Raw genomic sequence first — 20,024 nt, forward strand, 5'->3', positions numbered from 1 at the left:
GAGACGTTGGCAGAACCCGGCATTCATTTTCTCGACGCGCGTGGGCCGGACGGCGTGCGTCTTTATGCGATTGGCGACGTGCATGGCCGGCTCGACCTGCTGGCCGCCATGCATCAACGTATCAAGGCCGAAATCGAGCAGGATAGGCCTGCCGACTGGCGCGTCATTCATCTTGGCGACTATGTCGACCGCGGACCAGACTCGAAGGGCGTGATCGATTTTCTGATCGAGGCGCGAGAGCGCGAGCCGCGCCATTTGATGCTAGCCGGCAACCACGACATCGGCTTTCTCGAATTTCTGGGAACCCCGGATCCGGAAGGACTTTTCATGCGCTATGGCGGTGTCCAGACGGCGCTGTCCTATGGTGTGTCGCTGACCGCCGACGCCAGTTGGTTCGGCAAGGCGGAGACGATGAGGCGGGGACACGCGGCCCTGATCGAGGCCGCGCCGCAAAGCCATGTCGATTTCCTGCGGTCGCTGCCGTTCTCAGTGACTTTCGGCGACTTCTTCTTCTGCCATGCCGGCATCAGGCCAGGCATTCCCCTAGAGAAGCAAAACCCGCAGGATCTGGTCTGGATCCGCGACGTCTTCCACAATTATTCCGGCCTCTATCCGAAGATCGTGGTGCACGGCCATACGCCGGTACCGGAGGCCGAGGTGATGGCCAACCGCGTCAATGTCGACACGCTTGCATGGCAGTCAGGCATGCTGAGCGCGCTCGTCGTCGACGGCGCGGACAAACGCATCCTGGAAATGGCGATAAAGGAAGCATGAGCGTCCGCGTCCGAGGACGCGAAAGACGCTCCAGCTTTTAGCGAAGTGAGGCGGTGACGCCGTAACCGTCGACGGCGTTGTGGTTGCTGGCTGCGTCGGCGGCATAGATACCAAGACCGCACAGCACAATGGCTGACAGCATGGCAAAGGACAGAAGCGCTGCTTTCACGGAAGTCATCTCTTGTTGAGCTTTCTGCATCTGTACACGTGGCGGTTACCAATGCGTTGAAACGGAGAATTCGCTTCAAAGTTTCGACGATTTCGCGCTTCTAGGTGTGTTCTGTATCGGTGGTGTGTCGCACGGGCCACACAAATGGTTCATCGCGGTTGCACTGCCGATGCAGAGCGCGCGCCTTCTAGGATGGCGGGCGGCCGCAAGCCAAGGATGAAAAGCGTTTTCCCCAAGCGGATTCACCGCGGCGTGCCAATTATGTCACGCGGCAGGTGCGTAGCGGCGACCGCTCAGATCATCGCCACCCAGGCGCGGGCAATGGCCAGCCCAGCAGCGTCCGCGTCAGGCCCGTTGCGGGCCATTTCGCCATCGAGCTTGCCGGCCCAGTCGGGGTGGCGCGCGGCGATGGTCGGTGCGAAGGATGAACTCCAGTCCTGCACCATCGGCCGATCGGCCTCGAAATGGAACTGGAAGCCGTAGACGGCGCGGCCGACGCGAAACGCCTGATTCTCGGCGACATCGTTGCCGGCAAGCCGCACGGCGTTTTCAGGCAGCACGAAGGTGTCGTCGTGCCACTGGAAGATCGGGAATTCTTCCGGCAATTCCGCCAGCACCGGATCGGCCTTGGCATCCGGCGTCAGCGACACGCCGCGCCAGCCGAATTCGTTCGCGGCGCCGATGCGGTTCTCGCCGCCGAAGGCGCGGGCGACGAGCTGGCTGCCGAGGCAGATACCGAGCACGGCGCGGTCCTTGCCGGCGAAATCGCGGGTCAGTTCGAGCAGCGCCGGAAAATAGGGATATTCATCATCGGCCAGCGCATTCTGGCCGCCGCCGAGCACCACCAAGGCGTCATGTTCGGCCGCGTCATCCGGCAGGGGATCGCCTCTGTAAGGGAGGCGCAGATCGAGGTCGGCGCCGGCTTCCGCAAGAGCGGCGCCGAGCTGACCGAGGCCGGTATTATCGTAATTCTGGACCACCAGCACCCGCATCGCAAAACCCTGCTGACATGAAATGATGCGACGAGCGATATCATGCCGCCAGCCTTGCCGCCAAGATGCGCATTTGGGGAGAAAGCTATGCCACTGCAGAACCGGGTCGATCCGTTCGGCGCCCTGCACGCCGTGCCCGAGCGCGGCCTGTTCATGGGCAACCGCGGCATCATCCATGATCCCGAGACCAAGACGCTGTTGAAAAAGCGCTGGGCGCTTCATGCCTGGATCATCTGCGTTTGCCAATTCCGCGACGTGCGGCGCGAGCCGATGGGCCGCAACCGGACTGGAGGCAAGGCTGGTTGGACGGAACTGTTCTTCCTCGACGAGGTGACGGCGCTGGCTGCCGGGCATCGCCCCTGCTTCTACTGCCGGCGCGAACGGGCCAAGGACTTTGTCCGGCGTTTCGGCGAGGCCTTCGGCATTGCCGAGCCGCGCACGCCGCAGGTCGACAAGCGGCTGCACAAGGAGCGGCTGGCGTCGGCTGGCAAATTGCCGATAGTGGCCATCGAAGAGCTTCCGGGCCTGCCGGACGGCGCGATGATTGCGGATGGCGTTAACGCTCATGCCCTGCGCGACGGCAAGGTCCTTTGCTGGTCGTTTGCCGGATATGGCCCACCCGCTGATCTCGGCCTGCTCGAAGGCAGGACGCTTTCGCTGCTGACGCCGGCCACGACGCTCGCTGTCCTGCGGCAAGGCTTTCGACCCGTGTGGCATCCGTCCGCCGAGGCTTGACGCCGGCGGCCCGCTCGCTCATTCCTCGACGATGCGCGCCAATTACAAGATGCAACGCCTGTTCGTGCCCGACGATCTCGGACCGGATGTCGAGTTCGATGCCGGGCAGCAGCAAAGCCATTATCTCATGCATGTGCTGCGGCTCGGCGAAGGCGCCGAGATCCTTGTCTTCAACGGCCGCGATGGCGAATGGTCGGCGGCCATATCAGCGAGAACAAAGAGGGCGGTGCGCCTGAAGGTGCTGGCCCTGCAACGGCCGCAGCCGCCATTGCCCGATCTCATCTATTGTTTCGCGCCGCTGAAGCAGGGCCGGCTCGACTATCTCGTGCAGAAGGCGGTCGAGATGGGCGCCGGCATCCTGCAACCGGTCGTCACACAGCACACGCAAGTGGCGAAACCTTCCATCGATCGCCTGCGCGCCAATGTCGTCGAAGCCGCCGAGCAATGCGGCATCCTGGCGGTGCCGGACGTGCGCGAAGCGGAAAAATTCGATCGCCTGCTGACCGGCTGGGATAGAGAGCGGCGGCTGATCTTCTGCGACGAGGACGCAGCGACCAACAATCCGCTGCCCGCGTTGAAGGTGGTGAAGGAGAAGAAGCTTGGCCTGCTGGTCGGGCCGGAGGGCGGCTTCTCCGATGACGAGCGCAAGATGCTGCGCGCGCTGCCCTTCGTCACAGCCATTCCGCTCGGACCGCGCATCCTGCGCGCCGATACGGCGGGGGTGGCCGCACTGGCTGTGATCCAGGCAACGATCGGAGACTGGTGAGACTTCATCTCTTGCAAGGGACGGACCGGGCCGTGGCGTTCAATTCCTGTTGACCTGTGGCTCAGGATTTTTCGCTTGATCGTCTGCTGACATTTCGTCCATCTAGCGCCGGCGGTCGTCCGGCCGTCCTGCAGCGCCGCGCCTCCTTTCGGACGCGCAAAGAACGCTGTAGCACTTTGATTGGGCACATGATCCCTTCCGAAATCGAAAGCCGATTTTCGGGGTCATGTGCGGAGGGCTTGATCATGGCGCGCGACACAACCGATTTCCGGCCCATCGAAGGCATCGACGAACTCGTCGAGCACCTGGCCGAAGGCAACAAGCCGCGCGACAAGTGGCGCATCGGCACCGAGCATGAGAAGTTCCCGTTCTATGTCGACGGCAACGCGCCTGTGCCCTATGGCGGCGAGCGCGGCATCCGCGCCATCCTCGAAGGCATGCAGGAAAAGCTCGGCTGGGATCCCATCATCGATGACGGCCGCATCATCGGCCTGGTCGAGCCCACCGGCCAGGGTGCGATTTCGCTGGAGCCCGGCGGCCAGTTCGAATTGTCCGGCGCGCCGCTGGAAACGATCCACCAGACCTGTCGCGAGGGCAATGCGCATCTGGCGCAAGTGCGCGAGATCGCCGAACCGATGGGCATCCGCTTTCTTGGCCTTGGCGGCAGCCCGAAATGGTCGCTGGCCGAGACGCCGAAAATGCCGAAGTCGCGCTACGAGATCATGACGCGCTACATGCCCAAGGTCGGCAGCAAGGGCCTGGACATGATGTACCGCACCTGCACTATCCAGGTGAATCTCGACTTCGAGAGTGAGGCCGACATGCGGCGCAAGATGCAGGTGTCGCTGAAGCTGCAGCCGCTGTCGACGGCACTTTTCGCCAATTCGCCTTTCACCGAGAGCCGCCCGAACGGATTGCTAAGCTGGCGCGGCGACATCTGGCGCGACACCGACAACCAGCGCTCGGGCCTGCTCGAATTCTGCTTCTCACCCGATTTCGGCTTCGCCGACTATGTCGAATGGGCGCTCGACGTGCCGATGTATTTCGTCATTCGCGACGGCCACTATCACGACATGACACACGTCACCTTCCGTCAGTTCATGGCCGGTGCCGCGCGCAACGAAGTGCCGGACGGGCTGCCGACAATGGGCGATTGGGCGAACCATTTGTCGACGCTGTTTCCGGACGTGCGGTTGAAGCGATTTCTGGAAATGCGTGGCGCCGACGGCGGGCCGTGGCGGCGCATCTGCGCGCTGCCGGCCTTCTGGGTCGGGCTGCTCTATGACGAGGCAGCGCTCGACGCCGCCGAGGCGTTGACCTCAAGCTGGGCTTACGATGAGGTGCTGGCAATGCGCAATGCAGTGCCGGAACAGGGCATTTCCGCGCCTTTCCGCAACACCACGCTGCGCGAGATCGCGCGTGACGTGCTGGTCATCTCGCGCATGGGCCTGAAGAACCGGGGCAAGAAGAACCGCGACGGCTACGACGAAACCTCGTTCCTCAACACTTTGGACGAAGTGGTCGCGCGCGGCACCACCAGCGCCGAGGAACTGCTCTCCGCCTATCACACGCGCTGGGGCGGCTCGATCGAGCCGGTGTTCATGGAATACGCCTATTGACCCTGCGCGTTTAGGAGCGGCAAAAGTCGCTTCAATCGGGCATCGAAACGAACTAGGCTCTCCGCCAAGGATTTCCCGGAGGAGAAGCCGATGCCTACCTTGTTCGACATGTTGGCGCAGGCCCAGAACGGCAACGGCATGCAGGCGCTTGCCCAGCAATACGGGCTTTCGATGCAGCAGACGCAGGCGGCGGTTGCCGCACTGCTGCCGGCCTTCTCGCAGGGGCTGCAACGCAACACCGCGGACCCCTATGGGCTCGGCGCCTTCATGACTGCGATGGCGAGCGGCCAGCATGCCAAGTATTTCGAGGACGCAACGCGGGCCTTCTCGCCGCAAGGCGTCGACGAAGGCAACGGCATATTGGGGCATCTGTTCGGCTCGAAGGATCTGTCGCGCGCCGTGGCCAGCCAGGCGGCGCAGGCGAGCGGCGTCAGCCAGCAGATCCTGCAGCAGATGCTGCCGGCGATCGCCTCAATGGTCATGGGGGGACTGTTCAAGCAGACGACCAGCCAGATGCAGGCCGCTGGCGGTTTCGGTGGCGGCGGCAATCCGCTGGGCGAGATCATCGAACAGATGATGCGGCAAGGCGGCGGCATGCAGGCCCCGGCCCCACAGCCCCAGAATCCGATGGACAACCCGTTCGGCAAGGTTTTGCAGGATATGTTCGGCGGCGGGACACCGCAGCCGCAAAGCCAACCGCAGCCGGCACCCAATCCCTATGGCGACAATCCGCTCGGCAAGGTGCTGCAGGACATGTTCGGCGGCGGCGCGCCACAGTCGCAAGGCCGCGCGCAACCGCAGCCGCAACAGACGCAGAGCCCCTACGGAGACAACCCGCTGGGGAAGATCTTCGAGGAGATGCTGCGGCAAGGCGGTGGCGGCGGCTTCGGCATGCCCGGTGGACAGCCGGCGCCGCAACCTCAGGCACAGCAGCAGCGTCAGGCACCGCAGCCACAGACCAATCCGAGCGGCCGGCCAAGGAACCCGTTCGACGATCTGTTCGGCAAGATGTTCGAGACCGGCGCCCAGCAGCGTGACGAGTACCAGAAGGGCGTGGAAACGATCTTCGACCAGTTCAAACGGGACATGGACCGGCGGTAGCCAGCAGGCCAACGGCCGATCATCGGCAACGCAGACAAAGAAAAGCCCGGTCCTTGGGAGGACCGGGCAACGTGCAGGCAGGCCGGGGGGGAACCGGCAGGGAGTGGGGAGCCTGCATAATCCTTGGTCGCGCTGGCCCCTGAAAAGGTTCAGCAGGACCGAAATTCGGCAGATCAGGCCACCTTGCGAGCGATGTCCTCGATCGTTTCGACGCGATCGCTGGCGATTTCACGCAGGATCGCCGTCGGGTCTCGGCCGAACGGCACGTCGATGGCGACGTGCAGGTCGGCGCGCGTCAGGCCGATATCGGCGAGTTCGGCATCCGACATCTCGCCGAGGCGATAGAAGGCGCGGCGGTTTTTCCAGGCGCGGTAGGCGTTGGAGACGGTGTTTGCCACGCGCGTCGCAACGGCCGGACGCGAGGTGATGCGCGAGGTCTCGGTGGCGAAATCAAACGTGGTCATTGTCGGTCTCCTTCAGACTCGAACGGGCAAAGCCTTGCCAATCGGCGCTGGCGACAGCGACCGTTTCGGCTTCGATTCACATGCCTTCATGTGGATATCAGCAATTTGCCATCGCCCGATTGATTAATCCAACGAATGTTTCTAATCTTTAGCATCAACACTAGTGATGGATTGGACCGATGAAAGCGCCGCTCGATCTCGATCAGTTGCAGACCTTCATCTCGATTGCCGACACAGGCAGCTTCACGCGGGCGGCCGAAGAGGTGCACCGGACCCAGTCGGCGGTATCCATGCAGATGCGCCGGCTGGAGGAGCGGATCGGCAAGCCGCTGTTCGAGAAGGATGGGCGCACCAACAAGCTGACCGAAGAAGGCGACAAACTGCTCTCCTACGCGCGGCGGTTGCTCTATCTCAACCGCGAAACGCTGGCGGCCTTCGACGACCAGCGGCTCGAAGGCACGATCCGCATCGGCACGCCCGACGACTATGCCGACCGTTTCCTGCCCGAGATCATGGCGCGGTTCACGCGCTCCAATCCGCGCGTCGAACTGACCGTCATCTGCGAACCGACGCCGGGGCTGGTCGAACACATCAAGCGCGGCAATCTCGATCTGGCGCTGGTGACACACAACGACACGCGCGGCCAGTCGGAAGTGGTGCGGCGCGAGCCGCTGCTGTGGGTCACCTCGGCCAACCATGCAACGCACGAGCAGCAGACACTGCCGATGGCCTTTGGCCGGCCGAACTGCATCTGGCGGCGCGCCGCTGTCGACGTGCTGGACAGGCAGAACCGCGACTATCGCATCCTGTTCACCAGTTTCTCGGCAACCGTCATCACCGCGGCGGTGCTTTCTGGCCTGGCGATCTCCGTGCTGCCAGAATGCGCGCTCAGACCCGGCATGCGCGTGCTGGGCGAAGCCGACGGCTTCGGCGCCCTGCCCGATTGCCGCATCGGCATCATGCGCGGCCAGACATCGCGGCCGGAGATCGTCGACGCGCTCGCCCGCCATATTTCGGAAAGCCTGGACAACATCTCCGTACCGCTGGGCGAAGAGACCGGCACATTCGACTTCGCCGCACTCGCCTTCGCCAAGATGAAGCGAGCCAAGCCGAACCAGATCCTGCCAGGCTGGTAGGCAGGCTACGCCCGGACCGGAGTTGGCTCGCTCTGACCGAGCGACAGACCCGGGAGACCCAGCAACTGGACCGCTTCCAGTGGCGGGGCCAGAAGATAGCCTTGCAGTTGGTGACAACCCATGCCGATGAGCAGGGCTTTCTGCACTTCCGTCTCGACGCCCTCCGCGGTCACCTCGACATCGAGCGCAATCGCAAGGTCGATCAATGCCCTGACAATGGCGGTGGCGCTGCTGTCCTCGCCGAGAAGACGAACGAATGAACGGTCGATCTTCAGCTTGTCGATGGCATGCCGGCGCAGATAACTCAGTGAGGAATAGCCGGTACCAAAATCATCGAGCACCACACTGATCCCCAACCTGCGTAGCTTTGCCAGGGCCGTGAGTGTCGTGTCGTTGTTTTCGAGCAACACGCTTTCGGTGATCTCGAGTTGCAGGCGCCCCGGCGCCAGCCCGGTCTCGGCAAGGATTGACGGCCACCCATGGCAAGCGTGTCCCGGCTGCAAAGCGGCAGGCTTCGAGCAGCGCCCATTTGCCGAGTTCGCCGATCATGCCGCGCTCTTCGGCAATGGCGATGAACTGCTGCGTCGGCAATGCGCCGTGAACTTCGTGCGTCCAGCGCACAAGCGCTTCGGCACCGAGGATAGTCCTGCCGTCGGCGGCAAAGATCGGCTGATATGCCAGCTTGATGCCGCCGCCACCGGCCAGGGCGTTGCGGAGTTCGCTTTCGACCTTGCGCTTGCGCAGCAACAGATCGTCCATGTCGCCGGCGAAGACCTGGTAGCGACCACGGCCATTCCTCTTGGCTTCGTACAGAGCGATGTCGGCCCTGCGCAGCAGGTCATCGGCATCGGTCTCGGGCCCCGTCGACAAGGCGATGCCGATGCTGGCGCTGACAAAAACTTGATCGTCCATCAGGCTGAAGGGCAGCTGGAATTTCTGCTGCAGGCGCTCCGACATATCCTCGGCATCCCGAACGTCGCGGACATCGATCAGGATGATGGCGAATTCGTCCCCGCCGAGCCGGGCCACCGTATCGACTTCGCGAATTGTCTGCTGTAGCCGCGAGGCGGTCTGGCGCACGAGCTCGTCGCCGGCGGGATGGCCGAGTGTATCGTTGACATGCTTGAACCGATCGATATCGAGATAAAGCAGCGCCACCTTCACGCCGTCGTGGTTGGCCGTCAGCAACACGCGGCGCAGCCGGTCCTCGAACAGGGCCCGATTGGGTAGACCGGTGAGGGTATCGTGAAAGGCGAGATACTGAGCCTGGCTCTGACTGATCTGCAGGGCCGACGATGCGCGGCGCAGACGACGCAACAGGAACGCCAGCACGCTCGCGGCGACCAACACCGCGAGGATCAGAGCCGGACCGGCCTTGCGCACGAGTGTCAGGCCAGGACGCTCCTGATCCCAGCCGACATAGCCGAGAATGACACCACGGGAATCGACCAACGGAATGGAGGCAGAGCCGACCGGTCGCGACAATGGCAGCAGGTGCGCGCCATCGAGCAGGTATTTCTCGGCGATCTTGCCGACGACGGCGTCATCGATGAATTCGGCCGAGACATGCAGATACTCGCTTCCCGGCGCCTGAAAGACACGATCCGAACTCGGCACCAGCGGCATGACGCTGAGGATGGCAGGCCTTCCGTCGAGCGACACTAGATCCTCGGCGGCCAATTTGACCGGCCCGCCGGATGCGTTCTCTTTCGCCGGTTGGGCAATCAGCCGGCGCAGCTTTTCAATGGTGGGCAGCAGAGCAGGCTCGTCCTCGCCATAGGCGGCTGGTGCCACCACTTGCCCTTCGCGCATCGCGTGGATCGGCCGGTTGGCTTCGTCCAGCACATAGACTCGGTTGTGGCCGTAATAGGAATACATCCAGACGCTGAGGTTTTCGACCATCCAGGTCTGATTGTTGGCCTTGGCGTTGGAGACGGAATCATCCCAGACCGTGACACTTTCCTGCTCGCGTTGCACGGCGGCAATCTGATCCTGCAAGCCGTTGGCGAAGAATATCTTTTGTCGCTCAAGCGAGGCGCGGTCAGCCTGGACCATCGCGTAAGAGCCAAAACCGACGACCATGAGCAGTGCCAAGGCGGCGAGCACCAGCACCGTCAGCGTAACCTGGTATGTCAGTGGGCTGCGGTGTGCGCCTGCGCTCATGCGTCCTTAGCCAGTTCCTTTAGATCCAACTCAATCAAACCAGGCTTAAGATCGCGTTATGAAAGGTGCCTTGACGCAGACGCCCAACCATCGCCCAATCGGGCGATGAGCGAGGCAGTATCCGAATCACGCACCAATGCCACTGAATACACGGTGAGCGAGATTTCCGGCGCGCTGAAGCGCACGGTCGAGGATGTCTTCGGCAATGTGCGGGTGCGCGGCGAAATATCCGGCTACCGCGGGCCGCATTCGTCCGGCCATGCCTATTTCGCGCTGAAGGACGACCGTGCCCGGCTCGACGCCGTGGTGTGGAAGGGCACGATGAGCCGGCTGAAATTCCGCCCCGAGGAAGGGATGGAGGTGATCGCCACCGGCAAGCTCACCACCTATCCCGGCAAGTCCAACTACCAGATCGTCATCGACAATCTGGAGCCCGCCGGGGCCGGAGCGCTGATGGCGCTGCTGGAAGAGCGCAAGCGCCGGCTGCAGGCCGAGGGCCTGTTCGACACCGGTCGCAAGCAGTTGCTGCCATTCATGCCGCGCGTCATCGGCGTCGTCACCTCGCCGACAGGGTCCGTCATCCGCGACATCATCCACAGGATCAAGGACCGCTTTCCGCTGCATGTCCTGGTCTGGCCTGTGCGCGTGCAGGGCGAGACGTCAGGCGCGGAAGTGGCCGCCGCGGTCACCGGCTTCAACGCGCTGGCCTGGGATGGCGCCATTCAGCGCCCGGACCTGTTGATCGTGGCGCGCGGCGGCGGCAGCCTCGAAGACCTCTGGGGCTTCAACGACGAGGCGCTCGCCCGCGCCGTCGCCGCCTCCGGCATTCCGGTGATCTCGGCCGTCGGCCACGAGACCGACTGGACGCTGATCGACCTCGTCGCCGACGTGCGGGCGCCGACACCGACGGGTGCGGCCGAAATTGCCGTGCCGGTGAAGGCCGACCTCGAAGCGACGCTTGCCAGTCTTGGCGCACGGCTCAAGGCGGCGGTCCTGCGCAATTTCGAACGCAAGCGGCAGGCAGCCCGCGCCGCCGCCCGCGCGCTGCCGTCGCCCGATCAATTGCTGGCGCTGCCGCGCCGACGCCTCGACGAAGCGACATCTAGGCTCGGCCGGGCCCTGTCCGTCAGCGTCGACCGCAAGCGGGCACGGCTCCAAGGCCAAAGGCTGACGCCGGCCACGCTGTCGCGGCGCATCAACGAAGCCCGTACGCTGACCGGCCGCGACCTCGCCCGCGCGCAGGCGGCGTTCTTCGCCATCGTGCGCGAGCGCCGCGCGCGGTTTTCGCGCACCGCGACGCGGCTGTCGCCGGCACCGATCGCACGGCGCCAGAAATTGCAGGGAGACGCGCTGGCGGCACTGGCGCGCCGGCAGGATCGGGTGATCTCGGTGCGGTTGGAGCGCCTGCGCGGACAACTGAGTCAGGCCGATCGCCTGCTGACCACGTTGTCGCACAAGGCCGTGCTGGCGCGCGGCTTTGCGCTGGTGAAGGACGCCGACGGCGCCGTGATCAAGCAGGCGGCCGACGTGGCCTCGGGGATGGCGCTTTCGCTGGAGTTCGCCGACGGCACCGCGGATGCGGTTGCGACCAGCGGCGCGGCAAAACCGAAAGCAGTGGCCAAGCCAGCGGCCAAGGCCAAGGAGCCCGGCAATCAGGGATCGCTGTTCTGACGCCATGACCGACAATCCGCACCATCTGGCAACACCTTCAGGCAAGCCGCGCGCAAGAAGCTTCGGCATCGGCTTCGACGGGACGCCAGGGCCGTTCAATGCGATCACCGACGTGCCCGGCGTCGCGGTCGGTTATGCGACGCTTGTTTCAGGCGATGGCGCGCTCGTCGTCGGCAAGGGACCGGTGCGCACCGGCGTGACCGCGATCCTGCCCAGGCCGCGCGCCGATCTTGCAACGCCGGTCTTTGCCGGAATCTTCAGCCAAAACGGCAATGGCGAGCTGACTGGTTCGCACATCGTCGAGGAAACCGGCGCTTTCAACTTCCCGGTCACCATCACCAACACGCATTCCTGCGGTGTCTCACGCGACGGCACGCTGCACTGGATGAGCCAAGTGCTGCCGGCGGCACTCGACAGCGCCTGGGGCCTGCCGGTAGCGGCGGAGACCTATGACGGCTTCCTCAACGATATCAACGGCCATCATCTGACGTTCGAACACGTTGCCCAGGCGCTTGACGGTGCGGCCAGCGGCCCGATCGAGGAAGGCAGTGTCGGCGGCGGCACCGGCATGATCACCTTCGGCTTCAAGGCCGGTTCCGGCACCGCATCGCGCGTCGTCGAATGGCACGGCCGCGCCTATACGGTCGGCGCCTTCGTGCAGTCGAATTTCGGCAAGCGGCACAATTTCACGGTTCGCGGCCGGCGCGCCGGGCCCGAGCTCGCCGAACCGGCGATCCGCGAAGGCACGCCGCGCGCCGAAAAGGGCTCGATCATCGCCGTCATTGCCACCAATGCGCCGTTCCTGCCGCATCAGATGAAGCGGCTGGCACGTCGCGTGCCGCTCGGCGTCGCCATGACCGGTGGCTTCGGCTATCACAGTTCCGGCGACATTTTTCTCGCCTTCTCGACCGCCAATGCGAGCGCGGCGCTGGCACAGTCGGGCCGGATCGCCAGCGCTGATTTTGTCCCGGACACCGACATCGATCCGTTTTTCGATGCGGTGATCCAGAGCATTGAGGAAGCGATCCTCAACGCATTGGTCGCCAATGACGACATGACCGGGCGCGACGGTAATTTCGTCCCGGCGCTGCCGAAGACGTGGCTGAAAGAGACGTTTGGCTGAACGGAAAAGCCGAGACGAATACGCGGGCCGAATAGACCCGCGTTTCAAGACAGGGTCGCCCTAGACTCTCTGTTTTGACGCAATTCCCAAGGGAAAGCGCTGTGCGCTTTTCCCGGGAAAACCGTTTCGCACTTTTCCTGGAATTGCTCTAAGCGGTCATTCCGCAGCTTTGCTGGATGCCTGCTGGTTTTCGTCGGCCTCGGCCGCTTCCTCGAGCCGGGAAGCAATCAGCTCTTGAATGTCGCCGACTTCCTCCTGGATGTCCTCCAGGGGGATGCCGACCTCCGCCGCCTTGGCAGCGCATTCCTTGGCCAGTGTCTCGGCCTGCTTCTCGATCCTGGCCTGGGACGGCTGGCACTGGACCTTTTCGCCGATCCATCCCCGCAAGAACTCGATCGCGTGTTCACTCATGCTGCTGTTCCCTGGCGGCAAAGCCGGTTGGTAATCATAAACGTCCGCATCCGGCAAAGGATGCATGTCCCCATTCCAGCCGAGTCGTCGCCAGCCGGCAAGCCGATCTCATCCAAGGTCCACAGAGCCAAAGGAAATCGAGGGTTCAAGAGCATTTTCTGATTCTGGAGGGTTGGTACCGTTCGCTGGGCCACACCCAGCTTTGCGCCACTGTTTCTATTTGCTTTTTTCCGGTTTCCGAGCCGATTTCGTCACAATAGATGGCGCAATGCGTAACACATTCACAGTTGCTCCGGGGGTGCTGCCCTCAGGCGCGCGGGTCGAAGCCGCCGCTATATAGTGACATCCTCATGCAATGTCGACTCTGCTCGTTATCCTGCTTCTTTCCGCCGCGTCAGAGGGCCCCGCAAGGGATTCAAGGCAAGGAATCCCCCCGGGAATCGTTCAAACTTCCACAGCCACCACGGCCGCGCAGTCACCGGCCTTCACCAGGCCAGGGAAATGCCGCGCCGCCAGCAGGCCCGACATCTTTGCCCGGATCTCCTGGGGCGCAACGCCGGTACGGCCGACGGAATGGATCCGCGCCAGCACCGTACCTTGTTCGACGGGTTCGCCAAGATCGACCATAGTCTCGATCATGCCGTCATCCTCGGCGAACGAGAAACAGTCACCCGACGGCATGTCGAGCCATTGCGTCGGGCTCGTCTCGACCGCGCCGGCAACGATGTCGGCATGGCGCAGAACGTTGAGCACGCCGCGCCGCGCGATCCGCACGGTTTGCGCGCGTGAGGTGCCGCCGCCGCCCAGTTCGGTGGTGATGAACAGCTTCCCCATCTCCTCGGCGGCAGTGTCGAACATGCCGACCGCATCGATCTCCAGCATCTTCATCGACCAGGGCGCGGAAAACGCTTCGACAGCCGCGAACCCCTGCGCCTCCAGCGCCTTGTCCGGCCGGATATGGGCCGCGCAGAAGGGCACGAAGTCGAGTGTCCTGCCGCCGGAATGGAAATCGAGCGCGATGTCGGAGCGCGGCAGCAATTCGCGCTGGAAATAATCGGCGATCTTCTCGGTCACCGTGCCGTCCGGCCGGCCGGGAAAGCTGCGGTTCATGTTGCCCTTGTCGATCGGCGAGGTGCGTGTGCCGGCGCGGAAGGCCGGATAGTTCATCGCCGGCACGATGATCACCGTGCCGCCGACATGCTTCGGGTCGAGCGTGCGGGCGAGATCGTAGAGCGCCAACGGCCCCTCATACTCGTCGCCATGGTTGCCGCCGGTCACCAGCGCTGTTGGCCCCTTGCCATTGCGGATGACGCAGATCGGGATCATCACCGAACCCCAGGCCGAATCGTCGCGGCTGTAGGGGAGGCGCAGGAAGCCGTGCTGGACGCCGTCGCGGTCGAAATCGACGGTCGGCGCTATCGGCGACGGGCGGAGACTGGACATCGGTTTCAATCCTTCACCACCAGCTTGCGCGGCACATTGGCGAGGCACTCTACACCGGTCTCGGTGATCAGGATCGACTCGGTGATCTCCAGCCCCATCGTCTCCAGCCACAGACCGGTCATGAAATGGAAGGTCATGCCGGGCTTGAGCTCGGTGCGATCGCCGGGGCGTAGGCTCATCGTGCGTTCGCCCCAGTCCGGCGGATAAGACAGGCCGATCGGATAGCCGGTGCGGTTGTCCTTGACGATGCCATATTTCTTCAGCACCGCGAAGAAGGCATTGGCGATGTCCTCACAGGTGTTGCCGGGTTTCGCTGCCGCCAAGCCCGCATCCATGCCTTCCAGCGTCGCCTTCTCGGCATCGAGGAACTCCTGCGTCGGCTTGCCGAGGAACACGGTGCGCGACAGCGGGCAATGATAGCGGTGATAGCAGCCGGCGATCTCGAAGAAAGTGCCCTCGCCCCGCTTCATCGGCTTGTCGTCCCAGGTCAGATGCGGCGCCGAGGCGTCGGCGCCGGACGGCAGCAGCGGCACGATCGCTGGATAATCGCCACCGATGCCGTCGACGCCGCGCGTGCCTGCGTCATAGATCTCGGCGACCAGATCGCATTTGCGCATGCCGACCTCGATCTTGTCGAAAATGCGCTGGTGCATGGCTTCGACGATGCGGGCGGCGTTGCGCATATAGCCGATTTCGGTCGGGCTCTTCACCGCGCGCTGCCAGTTGACCAGAGCGGTGGCATCGACGAAGCGGGCATTGGGCAAATGCTTTTGCAACGATGCGAAGGCCGCGGCGGAGAACCAGTAATTGTCCATCTCGACGCCGACGGTGAGCTTGCCCCAGCCGCGATCGGCAAGCACGCTGGACAGATAGTCCATCGGGTGGCGCTCGGTCGACTGCACATAGTTGTCGGCGTAGCCGACGATATTGTCGTGCGCGAGGTAGGCAGTGCGCTTGGCGCCGTTGGCGTCCTGACCACGGCCGTACCAGATCGGCTCGCCCGATGGTGGCACGATGACCGCCTGGTGCACATAGAACGACCACCCGTCATAGCCGGTCAGCCAGGCCATGTTGGACGGGTCGCTGACGATCAGGAGATCGACACCCTTGGCCTCCATGGCTTGCCGTGTCTTGGCGAGGCGATCCGCATATTCGCCGCGCGAGAATTTCAGGTTCGGCATCATTCTTTGCTTCCTCGTTTGTTGGGCCTGGGGCCTGTTTCAACTTCGTTGAATCCGGCTCCAGGCATTTTTTGCCTGAGCATGATCTTCTCGGAAAACCGGTTTCCACTTTTCCGGATCATGCTCCTGCGGCCAGCATCAGCTTTCGAAAATCGTTCCGGAATTGGCCGCGCGCGCCCGGTCGCGAGCGAGCGTGGCAATCGCCGTGTCCTGCGCGCCAGTGCCGGTCAGGTCGACGATGGTGATGTCGCTGGCCGAACGCCGGCCGTGTCGTTCGCCGGCGATGATCTGACCGAGTTCGGTCACCTGTTCGTCGGCGGCCATGACGCCCGCCGCGATGGCGTGATGCAGCTCGCCCAGCCGCCTTGTCTGGCGGGCGCTGTCGGCGACATAGAGATCGGCCATGCGCAGGATGGCCGGCGCGATCTCGTTCTTGTGCTCGGCGTCCGAGCCCATCGCGGTGATATGCTGCCCGGCGAAGACGAAGCCGGCCTTGACCAGCGGCTCGGTCGAGGGCGTGGTGGTGACGATGATATCGGTGCCGGCAACGGCCCCTGCTGCATCCGGCTCGGCGCGCACGACGATGCCGAGCTTTTCGCGCAAGGCGCCGGCCGCGGCTTCAGCCTTGACGGCATCGCGCGCCCAGATACGCGCCTCGGCGATCGGCCGCACCAGCATGAGTGCTTCCAGCTGCAATCCGGCTTGCACGCCGGCGCCGAAGATCGTGGCAACAGCCGAATCCGGCCGCGACAGATGCCGGGCCGCGACCGCCCCGGCAGCGGCCGTGCGGACATCGGTGAGATAGCCGTTGTCGAGCAGCAGCGCTTCGACCAAACCTGTTTTGGCGGACAACAGCACCATCATGCCGTTGACGCTGGGCAGACCGAGCTTCGGATTGTCGAAGAAGCCGGGGCTGATCTTGATGGCAAAGCCGTCGATGCCGGGCACGTAGGCGGTCTTCACGTCGACCTCGCCGCGATGTTCGGGAATGTCGAGGCGCAGGATCGGCGGCATCGCCACCGGCAAGGTGGCGAGCGCGCGGAAGGCATTTTCGACGCAAGCGACGGCATCGAGGTCGAGCGTCACGATCTTGCGCAATTCGGCTTCGGTGAGGATCGTCATCCGGCTCATGCCGCGCGCTCCGAAGTTGCCAACGCCTCGCCGCAGACGATTGTCCGGTGCAGACCCATATCGATGTTGCGGCCCGAGAGCAGCACGACGACCGGCCCCTTTGCGTTGACCTTGCCGGCGAGCAGTGCGGCGATGCCGACCGCGCCGGCGCCTTCGACGATCTCGCGCTCCTGCGCATAGGCGTGGCGGATGCCGGCGGCGATTTCGTCCTCGCCAAGCAGGATGACATCATCGAGCAGGTCGCGGCACATAGCGAAGGTCAGCTGGTTGTCGAGGCCGATGCCACCGCCGAGCGAATCCGCCAGCGTCGGCAATTCTTCCACCAGTATCGGTCGGCCGGCATCGAGGCTGGCCTTCATCGCCGCGCCACGCGCCATCGAGACGCCGATGACCTTTGTCCTGGGGCTGACGCCCTTGACGGCAGCGGCAATGCCCGTGGCCAACCCGCCGCCGGACAGCGGCACCAGGACAAGAGCGGCGTCCGGGACCTGCTCGAGCATCTCCAAGCCGAGCGTGCCTTGCCCGGCAATGATCGCCGGATGGTCGAAGGGCGGCAACATGACCAGCCCCTCTTGCGCCACCAGCCGCTCGACTTCCTGCTGGGCATCGTCCTGGCTGTTGCCGACGATAAGAATTTCGGCACCAAGCCGGCGGATTTCGTCGAGCTTGTTGCCCGGCACCAGCCGCGACATGCAAATCACCGCGCGCATGCCTTCAAGCTTCGCCGCATGCGCTAGCGCCCGACCGTGATTGCCGGTCGAGGCCGCAACCACGCCGCGCGCCTTCTGCTCGGTATTCAGCGAAGCGACGGCATTCGAGGCGCCGCGCAATTTGAAGCTGCCGGTGATCTGACGGTGTTCGAGCTTGAGATGGACCGGGACGCCAAGACGATCGGAAAGGCTCTGGGATATCACAGTCGGCGTGCGCTCGATCTTGCCGGCGATGCGTTCACGCGCGGCGTCGATGTCGTTGGGAGTAACCTGTGCCATGATCGTCAATCGCGCGGCAGCGGCAGCGTCATCAGACGACCGAATTGGGGATGGGCTGTCTCGTCGCCGCAAAGACGCAGGCAGTTCCAGGCGGTCGCTTGATTGCTGGTCACCACCGGGCGGCCGATCGCCTGTTCCATCCCGGTGACCGCGAGCGCGGCCCGCAGCGCCGTGCAGGACACGAACAATGCGTCAGCCTGCGCGTGTGTCGCCTGACGCGCGAGATCGACAAGCGCAGCCGGTGCGATGCGCGCCATCTCGCGGTCGTCCTCGAAACCGAGACAGGTGAAGCTGGCGATCTCGAACCCTTTCGCCGCGAAGTAGGCCGCCATCGGCCTGCTGGTCTCGACCGTGTAAGGGGTGAGGATGCTGATCTTGCGCGCACCGAATGAATTCAGCCCACGTACGCCAGCCATTGGCGGCGTGACGACGGCCACGCCGGGCTTGGCGGCCTGGATCGCCGCCTCGATCTCGGCATCGCCGATCACCACCGAGGCCGAAGTGCAGGAATAGCAGATGGCGTCGAGCTTCTCGTCGGGCAGGACCAGCGCGGCGCCGGCCGTCAGCGCCGGCTGCATCTTGCGCAGGTTCTGTGGCGTCGTCGGGTTGGCGTAGGGGATGCGCGCGACATAGACGCCGATGCGCTCGCTCGCCACCATGCGGCGAAAGTCCGGCTCGGTCGTGTGGTCGGTGGCAAGGATGATCAGGCCGACGCGCCGCTCCAGCGGGCGGTCATCCAACACCGGCCGTTTCGGATAGACCTTTATCTCAGGTAAGGGTTTCACGGACTACCTCTCGATCTTGCCGTAGCGGCGTTCCAGCCAGCGCAGCAGCACGACCGAGCAAAGACTGATGGCGAGGAAGAAAGCGCCGACCAGCGTGATCGGCTCGATATAGCGGTAATAAGTATTGGCCACGCTTTTCGCCTGGTTCATCAGCTCCAGCACAGTGATCGCCGACAGCAGCGGCGTTTCCTTGAACATGGCGATGAAATAATTGGCCAGCGCCGGTATCATCGGCGGAATGGCCTGCGGAATGATGATGTGGGTCCAGGTTTGCCTGGCGTTGAGATTGCACGCCTTGGCGGCCTCCCACTGGCCACGCGGCACATTGTCGATACCGGCCCGGTAAACTTCCGCCGTATAGGTTCCATAGTGCAGCCCGAGCCCGATGACGCCGGCGACGAGCGGCGGCAACAGGATGCCGATGTCGGGCAGCACATAGAAGATGAAATAGAGCTGCACCAACAGCGGCGTGCCACGGATGAACTCGGCCAGAAAGCCGACCGTGCGCGACAAGGCCCTGTTTGGCGAGCGGCGCGCCAGCGCGATGCCCAGCCCGATGATCGCCGCCAGCACAGAGCCGAGCAGCGTCGCCAGGATGGTGATCTTCACCCCCTGGATCAGGGTCGGCATGATTTCCCAGACGAAATTCCAATCCCATTCCATCAGCAGGCCCAATTTATCAGAAGGGCGTTGGCCATCAGACACGCACCCCATCAAGGCCGCGCGCCATGCGGCGTTCCAGCGAGCGCACGCCCCACGAAATGAGCAGCGCCAGGATGAAATAGATGATCAGGATGGTGGTGAACGGCACCATGGTGTTGCCGGTCTGGGCGCGCACCACCTGTGCCTGGAAAGTCAGGTCCGCGAGCGAGATCAGCGAGACGACGGCGGTCGCCTTGAGCAATTCGATGGCGTTGTTGCCGAACGTCGGCAGCATCACCAGAAACGCCTGTGGCAGGATGACATGGCGCATGCCCTGCCAGCGGCCGAGATTGAGCGCGATGCAGGCCTCGTGCTGTTCGCGGCCGATCGACTGCACGGCGCCGCGCACCACTTCGGCGGCATAGGCGCCGACATTCAAGCCCAGTGCCAACACGCCGGCTTGCAACGGGGTCAGTTCGACGCCCGCCAACGGCAACACGAAATAGGCAAAGAACAGCTGCACGAAGATCGAGGTGCCACGGAAGAACTCGATATAGGCGGTGGCCAGCGCGCGCAGCGCGAAGAAGCGCGACAGCCGCCCCATGCCGGCGAGGAAGGCCATGATCAGGGCAAGCACCGACCCCATCAGCGTCAGCTCGATGGTGACAAGCGCTCCCTGCAATATCAGGCCGAGATAGCCGGACCACTGGGTCATGGACTTGAGTTTTC

Annotated in this window: 21 protein-coding genes; 8 read left to right on the plus strand and 13 right to left on the minus strand. The window is 63.8% G+C overall.

Annotated elements, in window-relative coordinates; translation table 11 throughout:
- Positions 1 to 6: 6 nt before the first annotated feature.
- Positions 7 to 774: a metallophosphoesterase gene (locus tag BLS48_RS30970; protein WP_091585986.1), complete on the plus strand. Its 768-nt coding sequence runs from the start codon at positions 7 to 9 to the stop codon at positions 772 to 774.
- A 37-nt stretch (positions 775 to 811) separates the two neighbouring features.
- Here BLS48_RS30970 and BLS48_RS36630 read toward each other — a convergent pair whose 3' ends face one another.
- The gene (locus BLS48_RS36630; protein WP_256750304.1) at positions 812 to 943 is read right to left on the minus strand and encodes a hypothetical protein; all 132 of its coding nucleotides are present in this window, start codon (positions 941 to 943) and stop codon (positions 812 to 814) included.
- Positions 944 to 1,236: 293 nt separating this feature from the next.
- On the minus strand, positions 1,237 to 1,935 hold the full coding sequence (locus BLS48_RS30980) for a type 1 glutamine amidotransferase (RefSeq protein WP_091585990.1): 699 nt from the start codon (positions 1,933 to 1,935) through the stop codon (positions 1,237 to 1,239).
- Between the two features lie 87 nt (positions 1,936 to 2,022).
- Here BLS48_RS30980 and BLS48_RS30985 point away from each other — a divergent pair, with 87 nt between their 5' ends.
- The 4 genes from BLS48_RS30985 (at position 2,023) to BLS48_RS31000 (ending at position 6,156) form a co-directional block, all read left to right on the plus strand.
- Entirely contained in the window at positions 2,023 to 2,670 is a 648-nt protein-coding gene (locus BLS48_RS30985) for a hypothetical protein (protein WP_091585992.1), read from the plus strand.
- 31 nt (positions 2,671 to 2,701) lie between these two features.
- Positions 2,702 to 3,436, plus strand: coding sequence for a 16S rRNA (uracil(1498)-N(3))-methyltransferase (locus tag BLS48_RS30990; protein WP_091585994.1), 735 nt, complete (start codon positions 2,702 to 2,704; stop codon positions 3,434 to 3,436).
- A gap of 245 nt (positions 3,437 to 3,681) precedes the next feature.
- Positions 3,682 to 5,055 carry a glutamate--cysteine ligase gene (locus BLS48_RS30995; protein ID WP_091586041.1) on the plus strand — a complete coding sequence of 458 codons (1,374 nt, stop codon included), beginning with the start codon at positions 3,682 to 3,684 and terminating at the stop codon, positions 5,053 to 5,055.
- A gap of 90 nt (positions 5,056 to 5,145) precedes the next feature.
- On the plus strand, positions 5,146 to 6,156 hold the full coding sequence (locus BLS48_RS31000) for a DUF937 domain-containing protein (RefSeq protein WP_091585996.1): 1,011 nt from the start codon (positions 5,146 to 5,148) through the stop codon (positions 6,154 to 6,156).
- Positions 6,157 to 6,329: 173 nt separating this feature from the next.
- On the opposite strand, the gene BLS48_RS31005 is transcribed toward BLS48_RS31000, so the two are convergent.
- On the minus strand, positions 6,330 to 6,620 hold the full coding sequence (locus BLS48_RS31005; protein WP_091585998.1) for a DUF1127 domain-containing protein: 291 nt from the start codon (positions 6,618 to 6,620) through the stop codon (positions 6,330 to 6,332).
- Positions 6,621 to 6,799: 179 nt separating this feature from the next.
- Between BLS48_RS31005 and BLS48_RS31010 the strand changes: the two genes are divergently transcribed.
- Positions 6,800 to 7,756, plus strand: coding sequence for a LysR substrate-binding domain-containing protein (locus tag BLS48_RS31010; RefSeq protein WP_091586000.1), 957 nt, complete (start codon positions 6,800 to 6,802; stop codon positions 7,754 to 7,756).
- A gap of 5 nt (positions 7,757 to 7,761) precedes the next feature.
- Here the strand turns inward: BLS48_RS31010 and BLS48_RS36635 are convergent, their stop codons facing one another.
- Positions 7,762 to 8,205: an EAL domain-containing protein gene (locus tag BLS48_RS36635; RefSeq protein WP_483127885.1), complete on the minus strand. Its 444-nt coding sequence runs from the start codon at positions 8,203 to 8,205 to the stop codon at positions 7,762 to 7,764.
- Positions 8,087 to 9,919, minus strand: a complete 1,833-nt coding sequence (locus BLS48_RS31015) for a bifunctional diguanylate cyclase/phosphodiesterase (RefSeq protein WP_280142558.1) — start codon at positions 9,917 to 9,919, stop codon at positions 8,087 to 8,089. Before BLS48_RS31015 ends, BLS48_RS36635 begins: the two co-directional genes overlap by 119 nt.
- 105 nt (positions 9,920 to 10,024) lie before the next feature.
- Between BLS48_RS31015 and xseA the strand changes: the two genes are divergently transcribed.
- The gene (xseA, locus tag BLS48_RS31020; protein ID WP_091586002.1) at positions 10,025 to 11,590 is read left to right on the plus strand and encodes an exodeoxyribonuclease VII large subunit; all 1,566 of its coding nucleotides are present in this window, start codon (positions 10,025 to 10,027) and stop codon (positions 11,588 to 11,590) included.
- A 4-nt stretch (positions 11,591 to 11,594) separates the two neighbouring features.
- On the plus strand, positions 11,595 to 12,713 hold the full coding sequence (locus BLS48_RS31025; protein ID WP_091586004.1) for a DmpA family aminopeptidase: 1,119 nt from the start codon (positions 11,595 to 11,597) through the stop codon (positions 12,711 to 12,713).
- Positions 12,714 to 12,869: 156 nt separating this feature from the next.
- On the opposite strand, the gene BLS48_RS31030 is transcribed toward BLS48_RS31025, so the two are convergent.
- From BLS48_RS31030 to ehuC, 8 genes are all read right to left on the minus strand, one after another.
- Complete coding sequence (locus BLS48_RS31030; protein ID WP_091586006.1) at positions 12,870 to 13,124, minus strand: DUF768 domain-containing protein; 255 nt, start codon at positions 13,122 to 13,124, stop codon at positions 12,870 to 12,872.
- 444 nt (positions 13,125 to 13,568) lie between these two features.
- The gene (gene doeB / locus BLS48_RS31035; RefSeq protein ID WP_091586008.1) at positions 13,569 to 14,567 is read right to left on the minus strand and encodes a N(2)-acetyl-L-2,4-diaminobutanoate deacetylase DoeB; all 999 of its coding nucleotides are present in this window, start codon (positions 14,565 to 14,567) and stop codon (positions 13,569 to 13,571) included.
- Positions 14,568 to 14,572: 5 nt separating this feature from the next.
- Positions 14,573 to 15,751: an ectoine hydrolase DoeA gene (gene doeA / locus BLS48_RS31040; RefSeq protein ID WP_091586010.1), complete on the minus strand. Its 1,179-nt coding sequence runs from the start codon at positions 15,749 to 15,751 to the stop codon at positions 14,573 to 14,575.
- Positions 15,752 to 15,886: 135 nt separating this feature from the next.
- Positions 15,887 to 16,879: an ectoine utilization protein EutC gene (gene eutC, locus BLS48_RS31045; protein ID WP_091586012.1), complete on the minus strand. Its 993-nt coding sequence runs from the start codon at positions 16,877 to 16,879 to the stop codon at positions 15,887 to 15,889.
- On the minus strand, positions 16,876 to 17,868 hold the full coding sequence (gene eutB, locus BLS48_RS31050; RefSeq protein WP_091586043.1) for a hydroxyectoine utilization dehydratase EutB: 993 nt from the start codon (positions 17,866 to 17,868) through the stop codon (positions 16,876 to 16,878). Before eutB ends, eutC begins: the two co-directional genes overlap by 4 nt.
- Before the next feature lie 5 nt (positions 17,869 to 17,873).
- Entirely contained in the window at positions 17,874 to 18,653 is a 780-nt protein-coding gene (gene eutA / locus BLS48_RS31055) for an ectoine utilization protein EutA (protein WP_091586014.1), read from the minus strand.
- 3 nt (positions 18,654 to 18,656) lie between these two features.
- Positions 18,657 to 19,316: an ectoine/hydroxyectoine ABC transporter permease subunit EhuD gene (gene ehuD / locus BLS48_RS31060; RefSeq protein ID WP_091586016.1), complete on the minus strand. Its 660-nt coding sequence runs from the start codon at positions 19,314 to 19,316 to the stop codon at positions 18,657 to 18,659.
- Positions 19,317 to 19,350: 34 nt separating this feature from the next.
- Entirely contained in the window at positions 19,351 to 20,010 is a 660-nt protein-coding gene (gene ehuC / locus BLS48_RS31065; protein WP_091586018.1) for an ectoine/hydroxyectoine ABC transporter permease subunit EhuC, read from the minus strand.
- Positions 20,011 to 20,024: the final 14 nt, after the last annotated feature.

The organism is Mesorhizobium qingshengii (assembly GCF_900103325.1).
In the GTDB taxonomy this organism is placed as follows: Bacteria; Pseudomonadota; Alphaproteobacteria; order Rhizobiales; family Rhizobiaceae; genus Mesorhizobium; species Mesorhizobium qingshengii.

What these genes read in the sequence shown, in the direction of transcription:
- BLS48_RS30980 (WP_091585990.1), bottom strand. Translation starts at nt 1,935, where the DNA reads ATGCGGGTGCTGGTGGTCCAGAATTACGATAATACCGGCCTCGGTCAG.
- BLS48_RS30985 (WP_091585992.1), top strand. Translation starts at nt 2,023, where the DNA reads ATGCCACTGCAGAACCGGGTCGATCCGTTCGGCGCCCTGCACGCCGTG.
- BLS48_RS30990 (WP_091585994.1), top strand. Translation starts at nt 2,702, where the DNA reads ATGCGCGCCAATTACAAGATGCAACGCCTGTTCGTGCCCGACGATCTC.
- BLS48_RS30995 (WP_091586041.1), top strand. Translation starts at nt 3,682, where the DNA reads ATGGCGCGCGACACAACCGATTTCCGGCCCATCGAAGGCATCGACGAA.
- BLS48_RS31000 (WP_091585996.1), top strand. Translation starts at nt 5,146, where the DNA reads ATGCCTACCTTGTTCGACATGTTGGCGCAGGCCCAGAACGGCAACGGC.
- BLS48_RS31005 (WP_091585998.1), bottom strand. Translation starts at nt 6,620, where the DNA reads ATGACCACGTTTGATTTCGCCACCGAGACCTCGCGCATCACCTCGCGT.
- BLS48_RS31010 (WP_091586000.1), top strand. Translation starts at nt 6,800, where the DNA reads ATGAAAGCGCCGCTCGATCTCGATCAGTTGCAGACCTTCATCTCGATT.
- BLS48_RS31015 (WP_280142558.1), bottom strand. Translation starts at nt 9,919, where the DNA reads ATGAGCGCAGGCGCACACCGCAGCCCACTGACATACCAGGTTACGCTG.
- xseA (WP_091586002.1), top strand. Translation starts at nt 10,025, where the DNA reads ATGAGCGAGGCAGTATCCGAATCACGCACCAATGCCACTGAATACACG.
- BLS48_RS31025 (WP_091586004.1), top strand. Translation starts at nt 11,595, where the DNA reads ATGACCGACAATCCGCACCATCTGGCAACACCTTCAGGCAAGCCGCGC.
- BLS48_RS31030 (WP_091586006.1), bottom strand. Translation starts at nt 13,124, where the DNA reads ATGAGTGAACACGCGATCGAGTTCTTGCGGGGATGGATCGGCGAAAAG.
- doeB (WP_091586008.1), bottom strand. Translation starts at nt 14,567, where the DNA reads ATGTCCAGTCTCCGCCCGTCGCCGATAGCGCCGACCGTCGATTTCGAC.
- doeA (WP_091586010.1), bottom strand. Translation starts at nt 15,751, where the DNA reads ATGATGCCGAACCTGAAATTCTCGCGCGGCGAATATGCGGATCGCCTC.
- eutC (WP_091586012.1), bottom strand. Translation starts at nt 16,879, where the DNA reads ATGAGCCGGATGACGATCCTCACCGAAGCCGAATTGCGCAAGATCGTG.
- eutB (WP_091586043.1), bottom strand. Translation starts at nt 17,868, where the DNA reads ATGGCACAGGTTACTCCCAACGACATCGACGCCGCGCGTGAACGCATC.
- ehuD (WP_091586016.1), bottom strand. Translation starts at nt 19,316, where the DNA reads ATGGAATGGGATTGGAATTTCGTCTGGGAAATCATGCCGACCCTGATC.
- ehuC (WP_091586018.1), bottom strand. Translation starts at nt 20,010, where the DNA reads ATGACCCAGTGGTCCGGCTATCTCGGCCTGATATTGCAGGGAGCGCTT.